At 63.2% G+C, this 15,009-nt stretch carries 16 protein-coding genes; 5 read left to right on the top strand and 11 right to left on the bottom strand.

The window, feature by feature from the left end:
* Positions 1-6: 6 nt before the first annotated feature.
* Complete coding sequence (gene mutM, locus P0D68_RS33695) at positions 7-837, top strand: bifunctional DNA-formamidopyrimidine glycosylase/DNA-(apurinic or apyrimidinic site) lyase (protein WP_408302433.1); 831 nt, start codon at positions 7-9, stop codon at positions 835-837.
* A gap of 7 nt (positions 838-844) precedes the next feature.
* A complete protein-coding gene (gene mutY / locus P0D68_RS33690) occupies positions 845-1,972 on the top strand; it encodes an A/G-specific adenine glycosylase (RefSeq protein ID WP_408302435.1) in 1,128 nt (375 codons plus the stop codon).
* 29 nt (positions 1,973-2,001) lie between these two features.
* Here the strand turns inward: mutY and P0D68_RS33685 are convergent, their stop codons facing one another.
* From P0D68_RS33685 to kdsD, 11 genes are all read right to left on the bottom strand, one after another.
* On the bottom strand, positions 2,002-2,637 hold the full coding sequence (locus P0D68_RS33685) for an LON peptidase substrate-binding domain-containing protein (RefSeq protein WP_091796801.1): 636 nt from the start codon (positions 2,635-2,637) through the stop codon (positions 2,002-2,004).
* Positions 2,638-2,676: 39 nt separating this feature from the next.
* Positions 2,677-3,570, bottom strand: coding sequence for an RNase adapter RapZ (rapZ, locus tag P0D68_RS33680; RefSeq protein ID WP_408302437.1), 894 nt, complete (start codon positions 3,568-3,570; stop codon positions 2,677-2,679).
* Positions 3,571-3,664: 94 nt separating this feature from the next.
* On the bottom strand, positions 3,665-4,633 hold the full coding sequence (hprK, locus tag P0D68_RS33675; RefSeq protein WP_007179412.1) for an HPr(Ser) kinase/phosphatase: 969 nt from the start codon (positions 4,631-4,633) through the stop codon (positions 3,665-3,667).
* A 127-nt stretch (positions 4,634-4,760) separates the two neighbouring features.
* Positions 4,761-5,276: a PTS sugar transporter subunit IIA gene (locus tag P0D68_RS33670; protein ID WP_091796800.1), complete on the bottom strand. Its 516-nt coding sequence runs from the start codon at positions 5,274-5,276 to the stop codon at positions 4,761-4,763.
* Positions 5,277-5,568: 292 nt separating this feature from the next.
* The gene (gene hpf / locus P0D68_RS33665; RefSeq protein WP_007179410.1) at positions 5,569-5,928 is read right to left on the bottom strand and encodes a ribosome hibernation-promoting factor, HPF/YfiA family; all 360 of its coding nucleotides are present in this window, start codon (positions 5,926-5,928) and stop codon (positions 5,569-5,571) included.
* Between the two features lie 170 nt (positions 5,929-6,098).
* A complete protein-coding gene (locus tag P0D68_RS33660) occupies positions 6,099-7,616 on the bottom strand; it encodes an RNA polymerase factor sigma-54 (protein ID WP_091796799.1) in 1,518 nt (505 codons plus the stop codon).
* A gap of 218 nt (positions 7,617-7,834) precedes the next feature.
* A complete protein-coding gene (lptB, locus tag P0D68_RS33655; protein ID WP_091796798.1) occupies positions 7,835-8,620 on the bottom strand; it encodes an LPS export ABC transporter ATP-binding protein in 786 nt (261 codons plus the stop codon).
* A complete protein-coding gene (gene lptA, locus P0D68_RS33650) occupies positions 8,617-9,288 on the bottom strand; it encodes a lipopolysaccharide transport periplasmic protein LptA (RefSeq protein ID WP_091796797.1) in 672 nt (223 codons plus the stop codon). Before lptA ends, lptB begins: the two co-directional genes overlap by 4 nt.
* Before the next feature lie 20 nt (positions 9,289-9,308).
* Positions 9,309-9,917: an LPS export ABC transporter periplasmic protein LptC gene (gene lptC, locus P0D68_RS33645; RefSeq protein ID WP_091796796.1), complete on the bottom strand. Its 609-nt coding sequence runs from the start codon at positions 9,915-9,917 to the stop codon at positions 9,309-9,311.
* The gene (locus tag P0D68_RS33640) at positions 9,914-10,474 is read right to left on the bottom strand and encodes a KdsC family phosphatase (protein ID WP_091796795.1); all 561 of its coding nucleotides are present in this window, start codon (positions 10,472-10,474) and stop codon (positions 9,914-9,916) included. Before P0D68_RS33640 ends, lptC begins: the two co-directional genes overlap by 4 nt.
* Positions 10,474-11,457: an arabinose 5-phosphate isomerase KdsD gene (gene kdsD / locus P0D68_RS33635; RefSeq protein WP_408185970.1), complete on the bottom strand. Its 984-nt coding sequence runs from the start codon at positions 11,455-11,457 to the stop codon at positions 10,474-10,476. Before kdsD ends, P0D68_RS33640 begins: the two co-directional genes overlap by 1 nt.
* Before the next feature lie 161 nt (positions 11,458-11,618).
* Here kdsD and P0D68_RS33630 point away from each other — a divergent pair, with 161 nt between their 5' ends.
* The 3 genes from P0D68_RS33630 (at position 11,619) to P0D68_RS33620 (ending at position 14,953) form a co-directional block, all read left to right on the top strand.
* On the top strand, positions 11,619-13,622 hold the full coding sequence (locus tag P0D68_RS33630) for a monovalent cation:proton antiporter family protein (protein WP_091800824.1): 2,004 nt from the start codon (positions 11,619-11,621) through the stop codon (positions 13,620-13,622).
* A 90-nt stretch (positions 13,623-13,712) separates the two neighbouring features.
* Positions 13,713-14,279, top strand: coding sequence for an adenine phosphoribosyltransferase (locus P0D68_RS33625; RefSeq protein ID WP_091796793.1), 567 nt, complete (start codon positions 13,713-13,715; stop codon positions 14,277-14,279).
* Between the two features lie 59 nt (positions 14,280-14,338).
* A complete protein-coding gene (locus P0D68_RS33620) occupies positions 14,339-14,953 on the top strand; it encodes a LysE family translocator (protein ID WP_408302442.1) in 615 nt (204 codons plus the stop codon).
* Positions 14,954-15,009 lie beyond the last annotated feature (56 nt).

The following is a 15,009-nucleotide window of genomic DNA, read 5'->3' as shown; positions in this document are numbered from 1 at the left end:
TTAGACATGCCAGAGTTGCCAGAAGTTGAGGTTACCCGACGGGGAATCGAACCGTATGTGTCCGGGCGCAAGGTTGAACGCGTCGATGTGCGTACGCCCGCGCTGCGCTGGCCGATTCCGGCCGATCTTGCGAAAACGTTGCGCGGCCACGTGGTGCGCAAGGTCGAGCGGCGCGGCAAGTACCTGTTGTTCGAGATCGACGCGGGCTGGTTCATTGTGCATCTTGGCATGACTGGGACGCTGCGGGTGCTGCGCCATGTACCGCATCCGCCGGCCGCGGCGAAACACGATCACATCGACTGGATCTTCGACGAGTTCATTTTGCGCTATCGCGACCCGCGGCGCTTCGGCGCGGTGCTGTGGCATCCGCGCGAAGCCGGCGACGTGCTCGAACATCCGCTGCTTGCGGGCCTCGGCGTCGAGCCGTTTTCGCCCGCGTTCTCCGGCGCGCTGATGCACCGGCTCACGCGCGGGCGCAAAGTGTCGGTGAAACAGGCGCTGCTGGCCGGGGAAATCGTCGTGGGCGTGGGCAATATCTATGCGTCGGAGAGCCTGTTTCGCGCCGGCATCAGGCCGACCACGGCGGCGGGGCGCGTCTCGCTCGTACGATACGATCTGCTCGCGGACGCCGTGCGCGTGACGCTCGCCGCCGCGATCGAGAAGGGCGGCAGCACGCTGCGTGATTTCGTCGGCAGCAATGGCGAAAGCGGTTACTTTCAGCTCGACTATTTCGTCTATGATCGGGCGGGACTGCCATGCCGCGTGTGTGGAACGCCGATCAAACAGATCGTACAGGGGCAGCGTTCAACGTATTTCTGCCCCACCTGCCAGCGCTAACTCTTCAATGCCTTCTCGCTTAACTCCGCGTTCAACGCCATCCGATGCGCCTGCGGCGCCCGCTTTTCCGGCCATGTCCGATTTTTCCACGCGCCTGATTGCGTGGCAGCGTCAGCATGGCCGGCATGATCTGCCGTGGCAGAACACGCGAGATCCGTATCGCATCTGGCTGTCGGAAATCATGCTGCAGCAGACGCAGGTGTCGACGGTGATTCCGTATTACGCGAAGTTCCTCGCGCGTTTCCCAACTGTCGCCGCGCTCGCCGCTGCGCCGTCCGACGACGTCATGGCGTTGTGGGCCGGCCTTGGCTATTACACGCGTGCCCGCAATCTGCATCGCTGCGCGCAGGTCGTGGTCGAGCAGCATGACGGCGCGTTCCCGGCATCGGTCGAGGCGCTGGCGGAGTTGCCTGGCATTGGCCGTTCGACGGCGGCGGCGATCGCGTCGTTCGCATTCGGCGCGCGTGCGACGATTCTCGACGGCAACGTCAAGCGCGTGCTCGCGCGCGTGTTCGGCGTCGAAGGTTTCCCGGGCGAGAAGAGAGTCGAGAACGCGATGTGGACGCTGGCGGAGTCGCTGCTGCCGTCGAATGCATCGGACGCAGAAGTCAGTGCGTACACGCAAGGCTTGATGGATCTCGGCGCGACCTTGTGTGTGCGTGGCAAGCCCGACTGCCTGCGCTGCCCGTTCGCCGCCGACTGTGTGGCGAACGTGACGGGGCGTCAGCGCCTGTTGCCGACGGCGCGTCCGAAGAAGGCGGTGCCGACGCGCCGCACATGGATGCTGGTGCTGCGCGACGGCAATGCCGTGATGCTGGAGAAGCGGCCGCCTTCGGGTATCTGGGGCGGCTTGTGGAGCCTGCCCGAAGCCGCCGACGAAACCTCGCTCGTCGAGCGAGCGCGTGCCTTTGGCGGAGACGGTGCGGTTTCGCCGCTGGCGCCGCTCACGCATGTGTTCACGCATTTCAAACTGGATATCGAACCGCGGCTCGCGGAACTGGATCGTGGCGTGGGCGCCTTGGCTGCGTTGGGCGATGCGGACACCGCGTGGGTCGCGCTCAGCGATCTCGATTCGTTCGGCGTGCCCGCGCCGGTGCGCAAACTGCTGGACAGCTTGCAGGGCTCGCTGATCTGATCAAGCCGGCAGGAGCACGGCGGCCGCTTTCAGAGCAATTGATGTTGCTGCATGTAGTGATGAACCACGTCGATGCGCGCTCCGGCATCCTGCAATTCCATCAGTTTCTGGCGAGCACGCAGCGCGATCGGCAGCACTTCGGCCAGACGGTTCGACACCCATGACGGATCGTCGAGCCTGAATGGCTGCGCAAACGGCAGGCTTTCCGGATCCCGCTCGCGGATGGTCGCGATGATCCGTTCGAGCACCTCAGCGCATGCGCCGAATTTGGCCAACTGCTCGTTGCCTTCGAGCGGCGTGTCCTCGCCGAGCGGTTCCGCCATGCCGACCAGCAGGCCGCTTGTCTCCACTCGATGCGACAGCAGGCGAAAACGCCGTGTGCCGCGCGCGCGAATCAGCAGCATGCCGAAGGCTTCGACATCGCATTCCTCGATTTCGGCGAGACAGCCGATTGCTTCGGGCACCGAAGGCTCTTCTTCGCGCGCGACTTCCGCGCCGCTCTTCAGCAGACACACGCCGAATGGCGTTTTTTCCCGCAGACAGTCGCGCGCCATGTCGAGGTAGCGCGCTTCGAAAATCTTCAGCGGCAGTAGTCCGTCGGGAAACAGCACCGTATGCAGCGGAAACAGCGGCACATCGGCAAGCACAGTAGAAGTAGAAGACATGGCGCAACGCTTCGAGTTGAGGCCGCGCGATGCGGCCGGTTAAGCCACTAACTTCGATGATTCGCCGGCTTCGACCGGCGCATCGCGGTGCCGCACAATGACATTAGCCGAAGCTGCGAGACGCGCGGCGAGCGTCTCGGCAATGAACACAGAGCGATGCTGGCCACCCGTGCAACCGATCGCGACGGTCAGATAACTGCGGTTGTCGTCGCGGAAATGCGGAAGCCATTTGGCGAGGAATTGCTCGATGTCGTCGATCATTTCATGCACGACCGGCAGCGCATCGAGAAAGTCGATCACGGGTTTGTCGAGGCCCGTGAGCGGCCGCAATTCATGATCGTAGTACGGGTTCGGCAAGGTGCGCACGTCGAAGACGAAATCCGCGTCGAGCGGCACACCGCGCTTGAAGCCGAACGACTCGAACATCAGCACGAGGCCCGAATCTTTCTGCTCGATAAAGCGTTTGACCCACGCGCGCAACACGTTTGCGCGCAGATTGCTGGTGTCGATCTGATGGCCGAACTCGGCCAGCCCCGCCACGAGTTCACGTTCGCGCTCGATCGCTTCGGCGAGTGAGGTGAGCAGGCCGACGTCCGCGTCGCGCGCGGTCGAACCGGACAGCGGATGGCGGCGGCGCGTTTCGGAGAAGCGTTGAATCAGCGATTGCGTGCTTGCGTTCAGGAACAGCACCCGCACGTCGTGGGCACGCGACAGGTCGCGGATCATGGCGGGCATTTCGTCAAGCGAGGCGCTCGAGCGCGCGTCGATTGCGACGGCAAGGCGATCTTGCCCGTCCTCGGCGAGATAGGAAGCCAGTTGCGGCAGGAAACGCGGCGGCAGGTTGTCGACGCAGTAATAGCCTGCGTCTTCAAGCGCGTTCAGGGCAACTGACTTGCCGGAGCCGGATATACCGGTGATCAGGATTATGCGCATGGAGTCGTCGAAACCGTACATTTCATCATAGCATCTGGTCCCCATGCGCGTACCCGACCTGCCGCTGGCTGCGGTAAGGCATGGTCTCGTGGACTCAGATCAGTTTGCCGGGAAACTGGCTGTCGGGGTCTTGCATCGCGAGGCGCTGGCGATCCATGAAGTCGCGCAGCGTGTCGATGCCGCGCAGTTGCAGGATCGTATTGCGCACGGCGGCTTCCACCAGCACCGCCAGGTTTCGGCCGGCTGCCACCTGAATCGTGACTTTGCTGATCGGCAGGCCGAGCACGTCCACGGTCTGGCTCTCCAGCGGCAGGCGTTGGAATTCGCCATCAGGACGGCGGACCAGTTGCACGATCAACTTGAGCTTCATTTTTCGGCGAACCGCGGTTTCGCCGAAAATGGTCTTGATGTCGAGCAGGCCCAAGCCGCGCACTTCGAGCAGGTTTTGCAGCAGCGGCGGGCAACGCCCTTCAACGAAGTCGGGACCGAGACGCACGAAGTCCACCGCATCGTCGGCAACGAGTCCGTGGCCGCGGCTGATCAGTTCCAGCCCGAGTTCGCTCTTGCCGAGGCCCGAGTCGCCGGTGAGCAGCACGCCCATGCCGAGGATGTCGAGAAACACGCCATGCAGCGTGGCGCGCGGCGCCAGAATGCGCGACATGTAGAGGCGCAGGCTGTCGATCACCGCGGCGGCGGACATGGGCGTGGTGAATAGCGGCGTGGACGAGCGCGTGCAGCGCAGCACCAGTTCCGGCGGCGCCGCGACGCCGCCCGCCACCACCAGAAACGGTGGCTCCAACGCGATCAGCTCGGCCATATGGCGCGAGCGGTCTTCATCGGTTTGGCGCTTGTAGTAGTCGATTTCGGCGTCGCCGAGCACCTGGATCCGGTTCGGGTGGATCAGGTTCAAGTGGCCGACAAGGTCGGCGCTCGACGTGGCATTGGCGACTGATTCCGAAGAAAAGCCGCGCTCCCAGCCTTCATGCCCCGTCAACCAGCTGAGCTTCAGCGTAGCGGCGTTATCGTCGAAAATGCTCTGGGCGTTGATGCTGGACGTATCCATGAGTCAGTGACTCCAGTGTGGGCCGCTTGCCGGGCAAAGCGAAGGCCACGCTAGCGCGGGCCGCTTGCCTTGCCGGGCTCTATCCGCGTGCGGGCGGATAACCGGCGTGCGGATAACCGCCGATACATCAAGGTTGCCACTGAGTGAGCAGGCGATGCAATGTTTCGCGGTCTTCTTCCGTGTGCAGGCGCTCGCGGGCTTCGCGATCGGATAGCAACTGGGCGATTTCCGAAAGGATCTCGAGGTGTTGCTGAGTGGCCTGTTCCGGCACGAGCAGGAAGATGAGCAGCGAGACCGGCTGACCGTCGGGCGATTCGAAGGGGATGGGTTCGGCAAGGCGGACGAACGCGGCGAGCGGCTGCTTCAAGCCTTTGATCCGGCCATGCGGAATCGCCACGCCTTCACCGAGGCCAGTCGATCCGAGGCGCTCACGCGCGAACAGATTGTCAGTGACCGTGCTACGGGCGATGCCGTTCTGGTTCTCGAAGATCAGGCCCGCTTGCTCGAACACACGCTTCTTGCTGGTGACCGATAGACCGACGACGACGTTCTCGAGGGGAAGAAATTTGGCTAAACGATTCATGTTGACAGGCGAAAACGTGGCCTGGGTTCTCCTCGCTGGGGCGTTTGAGTGGCGTTCCATTCGTTTGATGCTCGCGGCGACGAGCGTGGAGGTGCAAAAAGCGCAGGACTCCGGCCGACCGTTTTTTCCGCCTGAGCTAACTTTGACCCCGATGGTAACCGGAACATTATAGAACAGGGTAGCCACGGATGGTGCGACGCGCCATCAATGCGCATTGAGTTATGTTCTAGCGTCGATATGCCACGCGGCCATGCGAGAAATGGGCGTCCAGAAACAAAAAACCGCCCGGGTCCGGGCGGTTTTGCTGGTTAAGGGAAAACGAAGAGCGAATGAAAAAATCCTCCAGGTTCCCTTACTGCGGCGGCACGTCTAGTTGCGGCGCCGGTTGATACTTGATCGCCTCATGCGCATGGCCTTGCAGGCGATCCTTATGGCGAATGACTTGCCGGTCAAGCTTGTCGATCATCAGATCGATCGCAGCGTACAGGTCGCTGTCACAGCTCTCGACAAAGAGATCCTTGCCCTTGAGATGCAGGTTGATTTCAACCTTTTGACGCTTTTCCTTTTCCTTGTGGTTGTTGTCGACCGAGAGGACCACACTGCCGTCGATGACCTGATCGAAATGTCTTAGCACCCTATCCAGTTTGGTGATCACGTATTCGCGCAACGCAGGCGTTACTTCGAGGTGGTGTCCACTGATCTGCAGATTCATAGTGCTTCTCCAAGCTAGTGGCCGCTTGATCCGCACGATGAGGAAGGTCCGGTCGATCTGTCGACTTGCCTGAGTCGTCCCCCGGTGACTGACTTCTGGCAGGTCGCATCGGCCGGCCTGTCCGCCAACAGCGGAGCGGCCGGTAAATGCCCGCCACGGAAGGCGACGGGCTACAGAGACTTGCGCAGGTTGACTGCCGGAATCTTGAGCGCTTCACGGTACTTCGCAACGGTACGCCGTGCGACCACGAAGCCCTGTTCCGCCAGCAGTTCGGCTATGCGACTGTCTGAAAGAGGAGATTTCGGGTTTTCCGCTCCTATCAGTTGCTTGATGAGCGCGCGGATCGCCGTTGAAGACGCCGCGCCGCCCGTGTCAGTCGAAACGTGTGATCCGAAGAAGTACTTAAATTCAAGCGTCCCGAATGGGGTCAGCATGTATTTACCGGTTGTCACACGCGAGACAGTTGACTCGTGTAGGCCCAGCGTATCAGCAATTTCCCGCAAAACCAAGGGGCGCATGGCAATTTCGCCGTGCACAAAAAAGCTCTTCTGACGCTCGACAATAGCTTGCGCCACCCGCAGGATCGTCTCGAAACGCTGCTGGATATTCTTGATCAGCCAGCGCGCTTCCTGCAGTTGCTGGCGCAACGAACCGCTGCCCGGATCGCCCCGGTTATTGCGCAGAATATTCGCGTAAAGGTGGTTGATTCGCAGCTTCGGCACGACTTCCGGATTCAGCTCGGCCTGCCAGCCCTGTGCCGTCTTGCGCACCATGATATCCGGCACGACATAGTCCGCTTCGGCCTTGCCGTAAGCGGCGCCGGGGAACGGTTCGAGCGAGCGGATCAGCACGTGGGCGTCGCGTAAGTCGTCGTCGTTGGCCTTCAGGTGCTTGCGCAGACGCGTGAAATCGCGCGCCGCCAGCAATTCCAGATGGTGGGCGACGATATCGAGCGCGAGCGTGCGAGTGGGTGAGGCATCGAGCCGCAGCAATTGCAGCTTGAGACATTCCGACGCGGAACGGGCGCCGACGCCGGCCGGGTCGAAGCTATGCAGCAGCGCAAGCGCGGCATTCAGTTCGTCGAGGTCGACTTCGAGTTCTTCGGGCAGATCGGCCTGCACTTCCTCGAGCGTGGCGGCAAGGTAGCCGTCGTCGTCGAGCGATTCGATCAGGAAGGTGATCAGCGCCCGGTCGCGCTGGCTCGCCTGGGTGACGCGCAATTGCGCCATCAGGTGGTCGCGCAGCGAGGTGCTCGATTCGTGGATTTGCAGCGGCGGCAGGTCGTCGTCGTCCGAGGCGTTGCCCGAGCGGCCGTAGTCGTCGAGATTCCACTGGGATGCGTCGCCGTTACTGTCGCCGCCGAGGCCGTTGTATTCGTCCACGCCCTGCGGCTCGCCGTTCTCGGCGCGCTCGCTGCTGCTGGTGGACGATGACGACGTGCTGCCGCCCATCTGGTCGGGCGGAGCGGACGAATTGGGCGCCTGGGCGATCAGCGAGCCGTCGGCCGCCACGCGCAGCGGGCTCGCGATCCAGTCGTCCTCGTTCTCGAGGAGTGGATTTTGCGAGATCGCCATTGCGACTTCCTGCTGCAATTCGAGCGTAGACAACTGAAGCAGCCGGATGGACTGCTGCAGTTGCGGCGTCAGCGCAAGATGCTGCGATAGGCGGAGTTGGAGGCTGGCTTTCATGGCAAGTTGAGATTCATTGTAGAGAGTTTGCCACGACCGCGATACCTTGCGACATTCGCAATTACGCGTGCGCCTCTCGCGTGCACTCTCGTGCGCTCTTTCGGGCGGTGTTGGGCGGTGCTGGGCGCGAATCGGCCCGGGTCGAAAATACGCGTGTGCGGTTGCCGCACGGGGAGCCGGCGGGTGCGCGCTCGCACCGCCGGGAATCCCTGATGCGCTTACATGCGGAAGTGCTCGCCCAGATAGACGCGCCGCACGCTTTCGTTTTCGATGATGTCGCTCGGGGCGCCGGCTGCCAGCACGCTACCGTCGCTGATGATGTAGGCGTGATCGCAGATGCCGAGCGTTTCGCGCACGTTGTGGTCGGTAATCAGCACGCCGATGTTGCGCTGCTTCAGAAATTTGACGATCTTCTGGATTTCCAGCACGGCGATCGGGTCGACGCCGGCGAACGGTTCGTCGAGCAGAATAAAGCTTGGATTGGTGGCCAGTGCACGGGCAATTTCGACCCGGCGGCGTTCGCCGCCCGAGAGCGACAGCGCCGGATTTTCGCGCAAGTGCGAAATCTGCAATTCGTCGAGCAGGGCTTCCGTGCGGCTCGTAATGGTGTCTTTGCTAAGCCGCTTGCCGTTGTCTTCGTGTTGCAATTCGAGCACGGCACGAATGTTTTGTTCGACGCTGAGCTTGCGGAACACCGAAGCTTCCTGCGGCAGGTACGACAGCCCAAGCGAAGCTCGCTTGTGGATCGGCAGCAGGCTGATCGACTTGCCGTCCAGATCGATTTCACCCGCGTCGAGCGGCACGAGGCCGACGATCATATAGAACGAGGTGGTCTTGCCCGCGCCGTTGGGGCCGAGCAGACCGACCACTTCGCCGCTTTTGACGTCGAGCGACACGTCTTTGACGACGGTGCGCGACCCATAACGCTTTTTCAGGTTGCGCACCGCCAGCGAACTACTGGTGCCGGCCGGCTTGCGATTGGGGAGGGACGCGGAGGTGCTCACTGGTTCGGCGCTCCCTGGATCGTCGTGGACGGCGCAAGCGTGGCCGACGCGCCGTTCAGCGGCGCGGCGCCGCCGTTGCGCGGCGCCAGCATGGCACGCACGCGGCCGGTCGGGTTACCCGGGCCGGCTACGTCCTTACCTGCCTTCGCGGTATAGAAGTCGCTCTGCCCGTCGTACGTAATGACGCTGCCGTGCACCTGGTCCATGACCGTGGAGAGGCCTTGCAGGCGTTTCACGGTCGCGTTGGTGGTGAGCGTGGTCAGATCCTGCTTGCCGTCGTAGTCGATACGAATGGCCGTGCCTTCGATGTATTCGTCGAGACCTTCGCGCTTCTGGCGGAAATACGACAGATTGCCGCCGCTCGAGGTGCCGGTGGCGTACTGATAGCCTTGCGGGTCTTGTGTCACTTCGACGCGGTCGGCCTTGATCACGATCGTGCCTTTGGTCGCGACCACATGGCCGGTAAAGATATTGACCTGTTTGAGGTCGTCGTAAGTCATGTTGTCCGCTTCGACGTTCAGCGGCTTGTCCTTGTCGGCACGGTCCGCGTGCGCGAGCGGCGCGAAGCCGGCGAGCGGCAACGCGACGATCAGCGCAGCGAGTCCGGCGCGGCACGCGGACAGGGAGCGCGAGCGGCCGGTATCAAAACGGGGGAACGATTCGTTCATGCAGTCACGCCTGGAATGGATTACCCGGGTTGCTTGGGCGAGCTGCCGCCTGCTTCGGACGGGGCGATCGAGCCTTTCACGTTGCCGAACAGCTGCATCACCCGGGTGACGTTGTTGTAGTTCATGCCGCTGGCAGTCATCACCGACATGCCGCGCTGAAGTTTAACCGGCTTTTCGGTCTCGATCACATCGTCGTTGACCAGCACCCTAAAATGCTGCGAATCCGCTTGCATCTGCGGATCTCCGTAGCCGGGCGCGCGCAGAATGCGCGCATTGTCGTATAGATCGACGATGGACGCGTCGCCGTTCACCTTACCGGTATCGCCGGTTGCGGTGACGATCGGCTTGCCCGGCTGGAACGCGCGCATGGCCGGTTTGACCATGTCGCTCAGCTCGTCGTCTTCGTAGTGGATCAGCGATTGCGCGGTCAGCCGGTATTGTGTCGAGCCCGACTGGTCGAGTTCGGAAATCGAGAAGTTGTCGGCGAAGTAGTCCGGCGTGTGTTCCTTGGGACGCACCACGCCTTCGTTCTGCCGAGGCAGGGTGGCCTGCAACAGCCACCACGTGATACCGGCGAGCGCAGCCATTGCGACCAGCGGAATCAGCGAAGTCAGGCGAAACTGGTTCATCCGACGAGGCCTCGCTGTTCGCCGCTACAGGCGGCCGCGAGCAACGCGTCGTATTTGTGCTGCGCGCGCAGCAACGTATCGCAGACTTCGCGCGCCGCGCCATGGCCGCCGCGCGCTTCGCTGACCCAATGGGCCCGCGCGATCACTTCAGGGTGCGAGTTGGCCGGCGCGGCCGCGAAGCCGACTTTCAGCATCACGCCGAGATCGACCCAGTCGTCGCCCATGTAGCCGCATTGTTCCGCCGTCATGCCGGTTTGCTGCAGCAGGTCCGCGAACGCCTGGGGTTTGTCCTGCACGCCCTGGTAGACGTGCGTGATGTTCATTTCCTTCGCACGCGCCGCCACGATGCCCGACTTGCGCCCGGTGATGATCGCCGTTTCGATGCCGGCCTGGCGCAGCAGCTTCATGCCGTGGCCGTCCATCGAATTGAAGCCCTTCATCGTGTCGCCTTCCGCCGTGAACAGCAGGCCGCCGTCGGTCAGCACGCCGTCGACGTCGAAAATCATCAGCTTCACGCGGCTTGCGCGTTCGGTTGCGGTGGCGGGAGCGAGGGCCATCAGATCACCTTCTTCGAGAACAGGTCGTGCATGTTGAGTGCGCCGATCAGCTTGCCTGCTTCGTCGACGACCAGCATCTGATTGATGCGGTGGCGCTCCATGAGTTCCACGGCTTCCACCGCGAGTTGATCCGGACCGATGGTGCGCGGGCCGGCGGTCATCACGGAGGCGATCGGCAAATTACGGAAATCGCCGTCGCGTTCGAGCACGCGGCGCAAGTCGCCGTCGGTGAAGATGCCGGCCACGTGGTCCGCGTGATCGACGATCGCGGTCATGCCCATGCGCTTGGCGGTCAACTGGAACAGCGCGTCGCGCACGGTAGCCTCGGGTGTGACCTTCGGCACTTCGTCGCCGGTGCGCATGACGTCGCGCACATAAGTGAGCAGGCGCCGGCCGAGCGCGCCGCCCGGATGCGAGCGGGCGAAGTCGTCGCGGCCGAAGCCACGCGCGTCGAGCACCGCGACCGCGAGCGCGTCGCCGAGCGCGAGCGCGGCGGTGGTGCTGGCGGTGGGCGCGAGGTTCATCGGACAGGCCTCTTTCGCTACCCCGGAATTCAGGTGCACGTCGGCCAGTTGTGCGAGACTCGATGACGGGCGGCCCGTCATCGCAATCAGCTTCGCGCCGAGTCGCTTGATGAGCGGCAGGATCGCGACGAGTTCTTCGGTTTCACCGGAATTGGACAGCGCCACGAACACGTCGTCGGCAGTGACCATGCCGAGGTCGCCATGACTGGCTTCCGCTGGGTGCACGAAGAACGCCGGCGTGCCGGTGCTGGCGAGCGTGGCCGCGAGCTTGCGGGCCACGTGGCCGGATTTGCCGATGCCGGAAACGACTACGCGCCCGCGGCAACCGAGGATGAAATCGACCGCCCCGACGAAACCATCGTCGAGTTGATCGCGAAGCGCGCGCACGGCGTCCGCTTCGATGTCGAGCACGTCGCGAGCGAGCGCGAGTGCCCGGTCGCCATTGATTTTCGCTATCATTCGCGAAGTATAGCAAAGGCGCCTGTTCGCCGCGCCGGGCCTGCTGTGCCGAGCCGCTGTCTCTATTGCTGCCTTTAACGGCCCCTCAACCTTGTCGCACGGCGTTTCTCGTGCGCGGTTCCGCTGACGAACGAGGACGCTTTACCGATGCGTTTCTGCCGATGATTTCCCCCCTCGAAATGACGCTGTTCCTGCTGCTTGCATCGGTGGCGGGCGTGGTGACCTTTCGCTTTCTGAATCTTCCGCCGATGCTCGGCTATCTGACGGTGGGCATCGTCGTCGGGCCGCATGCATTCGGTCTCATTCCGGACTCGGTCGGGGCGCAGAACCTCGCTGAATTCGGCGTTGTGTTCCTGATGTTCTCGATCGGGCTGGAGTTTTCGCTTGCCAAGCTGCGCTCCATGCGCCGTCTCGTGTTCGGCCTCGGCCTGTTGCAGGTGATCGGCACGATCGCGGTGGCGGTCACGCTCGGTTTCGTGCTGGAGCGCTGGGTGCACATCAGGTGGCAGGCAAGCGTGGCGCTGGGCGGCGCGCTCGCCATGTCGTCGACGGCGATCGTCAGCAAGATGCTGGCGGAGCGGCTGGAGATCGAGACGGAGCATGGGCGCAATATCTTCGGCGTGCTGCTGTTTCAGGATCTGGCGGTGGTGCCGCTGCTGATCGTCATCGCGGCGCTGGGCGGCAATTCCGAAGACCTGGTCAGCGCGCTCGGCGTGGCGGCGATCAAGATCGTGGTGGCATTGGCGCTCCTTTTGATCGTGGGTCAGCGGTTCATGACGCGCTGGTTCAACGTGGTGGCACGGCGCCGGTCGCAGGAACTGTTCATTCTCAATCTGTTGCTGGTGACGCTCGGCGCCGCGTTCATCACGGACAAGTTCGGGCTGTCGCTCGCGCTCGGTGCATTCATCGCCGGTATGTTGATCGCCGAGACGCCGTACCGGCATCAGGTGGAAGAGGACATCAAGCCGTTTCGCGACGTGCTGCTCGGTCTCTTCTTCGTCACCACCGGCATGCTGCTCAATCCGCGGGTGATCTGGGAGCATCCGCTGATCGTGCTCGGCTTCGTGCTCGGGCCGATTCTGCTGAAGGCGGTGATGATCACGGGGCTCGCGCGGCTGTTCGGCGCCTCGCCGGGCGTCGCGATGCGCACCGGTATCGGCCTCGCGCAAGCGGGCGAGTTCGGCTTCGTGCTGCTGAATCTGATTCTCGACAAGCATCTCGTCGACGCCACGTTGCTGCAGGCGATACTCGCCGCCATGCTGCTGTCGATGCTGGCCGCACCGTTCATGATTCAGAACGCGGACCGGATCGTGCTGCGCCTTTCGTCGACTGAATGGATGATGCAGTCGTTGCAGATGACGCGCATCGCCACGCAAAGCCTGAAGCAAAGCGGCCACGTGATCATTTGCGGTTATGGCCGGGCCGGGCAGAATCTGGCGCGTATGCTGGAGCATGAAGGGTTGTCGTACGTCGCGCTGGACCTGGATCCCGACCGGGTCGCGGCGGCGGCGGCGGCGGGTGAGTCGGTCGTGTTCGGCGACGCCGGGCGGCGCGAGTCGCTGCTCGCCGCCGGTATCCACCGCGCGGCCGCGATTGCGATCACCTACGCGAACACGCCGTCGGCACTGCGCGTGCTGCACAACATTCACGAACTCGAACCCACGCTGCCGGTGATCGTCCGTACTGTGGACGACGCCGATCTGGAAAAGCTGCTGGCTGCGGGCGCGACCGAAGTGATTCCGGAAATCGTCGAAGGCAGTCTGATGCTCGCCTCGCATACGCTCGTGGTGATGGGCGTGCCGATGCGGCGGGTGGTGCGCCGGGTCGAGGAAATGCGCGACGAGCGCTATGCGCTGCTGCGCGGCTATTTCCACGGCGCCGACGACGTGGACGACGACGACGGTCACGAACAGGTGCGGCTACAATCGGTGCCGGTCGACGAAAACTCGGACGCCGTGGGCCGCACGCTCGCGGAATTGGGCCTGTTCGACGTGGGCGTCGAAGTGACGGCGATTCGCCGGCACGGCATTCGCGGCGTCGAGCCGGACCCGTCCACCAAGCTGCGTTCGAGCGATATCGTGGTGCTGCGCGGTCTGCCCGAGCAGTTGGCGGAGGCCGAGGAACGGCTCTCGAAGCATCGGCGCGCGGGCGCTACCGCAGCATAGCGCCGCCTGTACCCAGGGCGAGGCGCGTGCCTGCGGGCGCGCCCTGGTTTAGCTTTTCATCGGACCTGTGCAGGTCCATCCGGAGACATCATGTCCAACGCGCTCTCGAGCGCGCCGCTCGATGCGGCCGATTACATCAAAAGCCACATTCGCACGGTGCCCGACTGGCCGGAGCCGGGCGTGCAGTTCCGCGATATCACGCCGCTTTTGCAGGAGCCGAAGTCGCTGCGCGTGCTGATCGATCTATTCGTGCAGCGCTATATCGACGCAAAGCTCGATTACATTGCCGGGTTGGATGCGCGAGGTTTTATCATCGGGCCGATTCTCGCGTATGAGCTGAACCTCGGCTTCATTCCGATTCGCAAGGCGGGCAAGCTGCCCTACAAGCGGGTCGCGCAATCCTATGACCTCGAATACGGCTCCGCCACCGTCGAGATTCACGAAGACGCCTGCAAGCCGGGTGATCGCGTTGTGATCATCGACGACCTGATCGCCACGGGCGGCACGATGATGGCCGGCAAGATCCTGCTCGAGCGGCTCGGCGCGGTCGTGGTGGAAGGCGCGGCGATTATCGATCTGCCTGAGCTCGGCGGCTCGAAGCTGCTGCGCGAAAGCGGTCTCGCGCTGTATACGGTGACTGGATTCGACGGTCATTGATCATTGGCGGCAAACGCGCCGCGAGAAGCTTCTTCCTGCTCACCGAGAAGGACACAACAATGCCTAACTTCCTGCTGTTTCTCGCCACCTCGATCGCGATCACCGTGGCGCCCGGCCCGGACAATCTGCAAGTGCTCGCGCGCGGGATCTCGCAGGGCCGCGCGGCCGGTTTCGTCGCGGCGCTCGGCTTCGCGGCGGGCATCACGTTTCACACCACGCTGGCCGCGCTCGGCGTGGCCGCGTTGCTGCGCTCGTCGCCGATGGCCTTTACAGCGATCAAGCTGGCCGGCGCGGCTTATCTGATCTGGATCGGCATCAAGGCCCTGCGTAGCCAGGGTCTCGCCACCGCGCACGAGCGCGCGCCGCAGCCGCTGATGGCGGTGTTTCGCCAAAGCGTGCTTGGCAATCTGCTGAATCCGAAAGTGACGCTGTTTTTCATCGTGTTTCTGCCGCAGTTCGTGCAGCCGAACGGCTTGCAAAGCGTCACGCTGCAGATGTTCGAGCTCGGCGCGCTGTTCATGTTGCAGACGGTAGTGGTGTTTTCGCTGTTCGGCGTGTGCGCGGGGATCGTGGGCGGTTATCTGAAGCGTCGCCCACGGGTGGGCGTGTGGCTCGATCGCCTGGCAGGTGCGACGTTCATTGCCATCGGCATTCGGGTCGCGTTGCGCGATTGAGGTGAGCGGCGCGGTGCCCAGCGCTCACCGTTGAGCGCTCACCGTCAAACACCGGA

The organism is Paraburkholderia sp. RL17-380-BIE-A (genome assembly GCF_046028085.1).
Taxonomy (GTDB): Bacteria; Pseudomonadota; Gammaproteobacteria; order Burkholderiales; family Burkholderiaceae; genus Paraburkholderia.
This window is presented reverse-complemented; position numbering and strand designations above follow the sequence as displayed.

What these genes read in the sequence shown, in the direction of transcription:
- mutM (WP_408302433.1), top strand. Translation starts at nt 7, where the DNA reads ATGCCAGAGTTGCCAGAAGTTGAGGTTACCCGACGGGGAATCGAACCG.
- mutY (WP_408302435.1), top strand. Translation starts at nt 845, where the DNA reads ATGCCTTCTCGCTTAACTCCGCGTTCAACGCCATCCGATGCGCCTGCG.
- P0D68_RS33685 (WP_091796801.1), bottom strand. Translation starts at nt 2,637, where the DNA reads ATGTCTTCTACTTCTACTGTGCTTGCCGATGTGCCGCTGTTTCCGCTG.
- rapZ (WP_408302437.1), bottom strand. Translation starts at nt 3,570, where the DNA reads ATGCGCATAATCCTGATCACCGGTATATCCGGCTCCGGCAAGTCAGTT.
- hprK (WP_007179412.1), bottom strand. Translation starts at nt 4,633, where the DNA reads ATGGATACGTCCAGCATCAACGCCCAGAGCATTTTCGACGATAACGCC.
- P0D68_RS33670 (WP_091796800.1), bottom strand. Translation starts at nt 5,276, where the DNA reads ATGGAACGCCACTCAAACGCCCCAGCGAGGAGAACCCAGGCCACGTTT.
- hpf (WP_007179410.1), bottom strand. Translation starts at nt 5,928, where the DNA reads ATGAATCTGCAGATCAGTGGACACCACCTCGAAGTAACGCCTGCGTTG.
- P0D68_RS33660 (WP_091796799.1), bottom strand. Translation starts at nt 7,616, where the DNA reads ATGAAAGCCAGCCTCCAACTCCGCCTATCGCAGCATCTTGCGCTGACG.
- lptA (WP_091796797.1), bottom strand. Translation starts at nt 9,288, where the DNA reads ATGAACGAATCGTTCCCCCGTTTTGATACCGGCCGCTCGCGCTCCCTG.
- lptC (WP_091796796.1), bottom strand. Translation starts at nt 9,917, where the DNA reads ATGAACCAGTTTCGCCTGACTTCGCTGATTCCGCTGGTCGCAATGGCT.
- P0D68_RS33640 (WP_091796795.1), bottom strand. Translation starts at nt 10,474, where the DNA reads ATGGCCCTCGCTCCCGCCACCGCAACCGAACGCGCAAGCCGCGTGAAG.
- kdsD (WP_408185970.1), bottom strand. Translation starts at nt 11,457, where the DNA reads ATGATAGCGAAAATCAATGGCGACCGGGCACTCGCGCTCGCTCGCGAC.
- P0D68_RS33630 (WP_091800824.1), top strand. Translation starts at nt 11,619, where the DNA reads ATGATTTCCCCCCTCGAAATGACGCTGTTCCTGCTGCTTGCATCGGTG.
- P0D68_RS33625 (WP_091796793.1), top strand. Translation starts at nt 13,713, where the DNA reads ATGTCCAACGCGCTCTCGAGCGCGCCGCTCGATGCGGCCGATTACATC.
- P0D68_RS33620 (WP_408302442.1), top strand. Translation starts at nt 14,339, where the DNA reads ATGCCTAACTTCCTGCTGTTTCTCGCCACCTCGATCGCGATCACCGTG.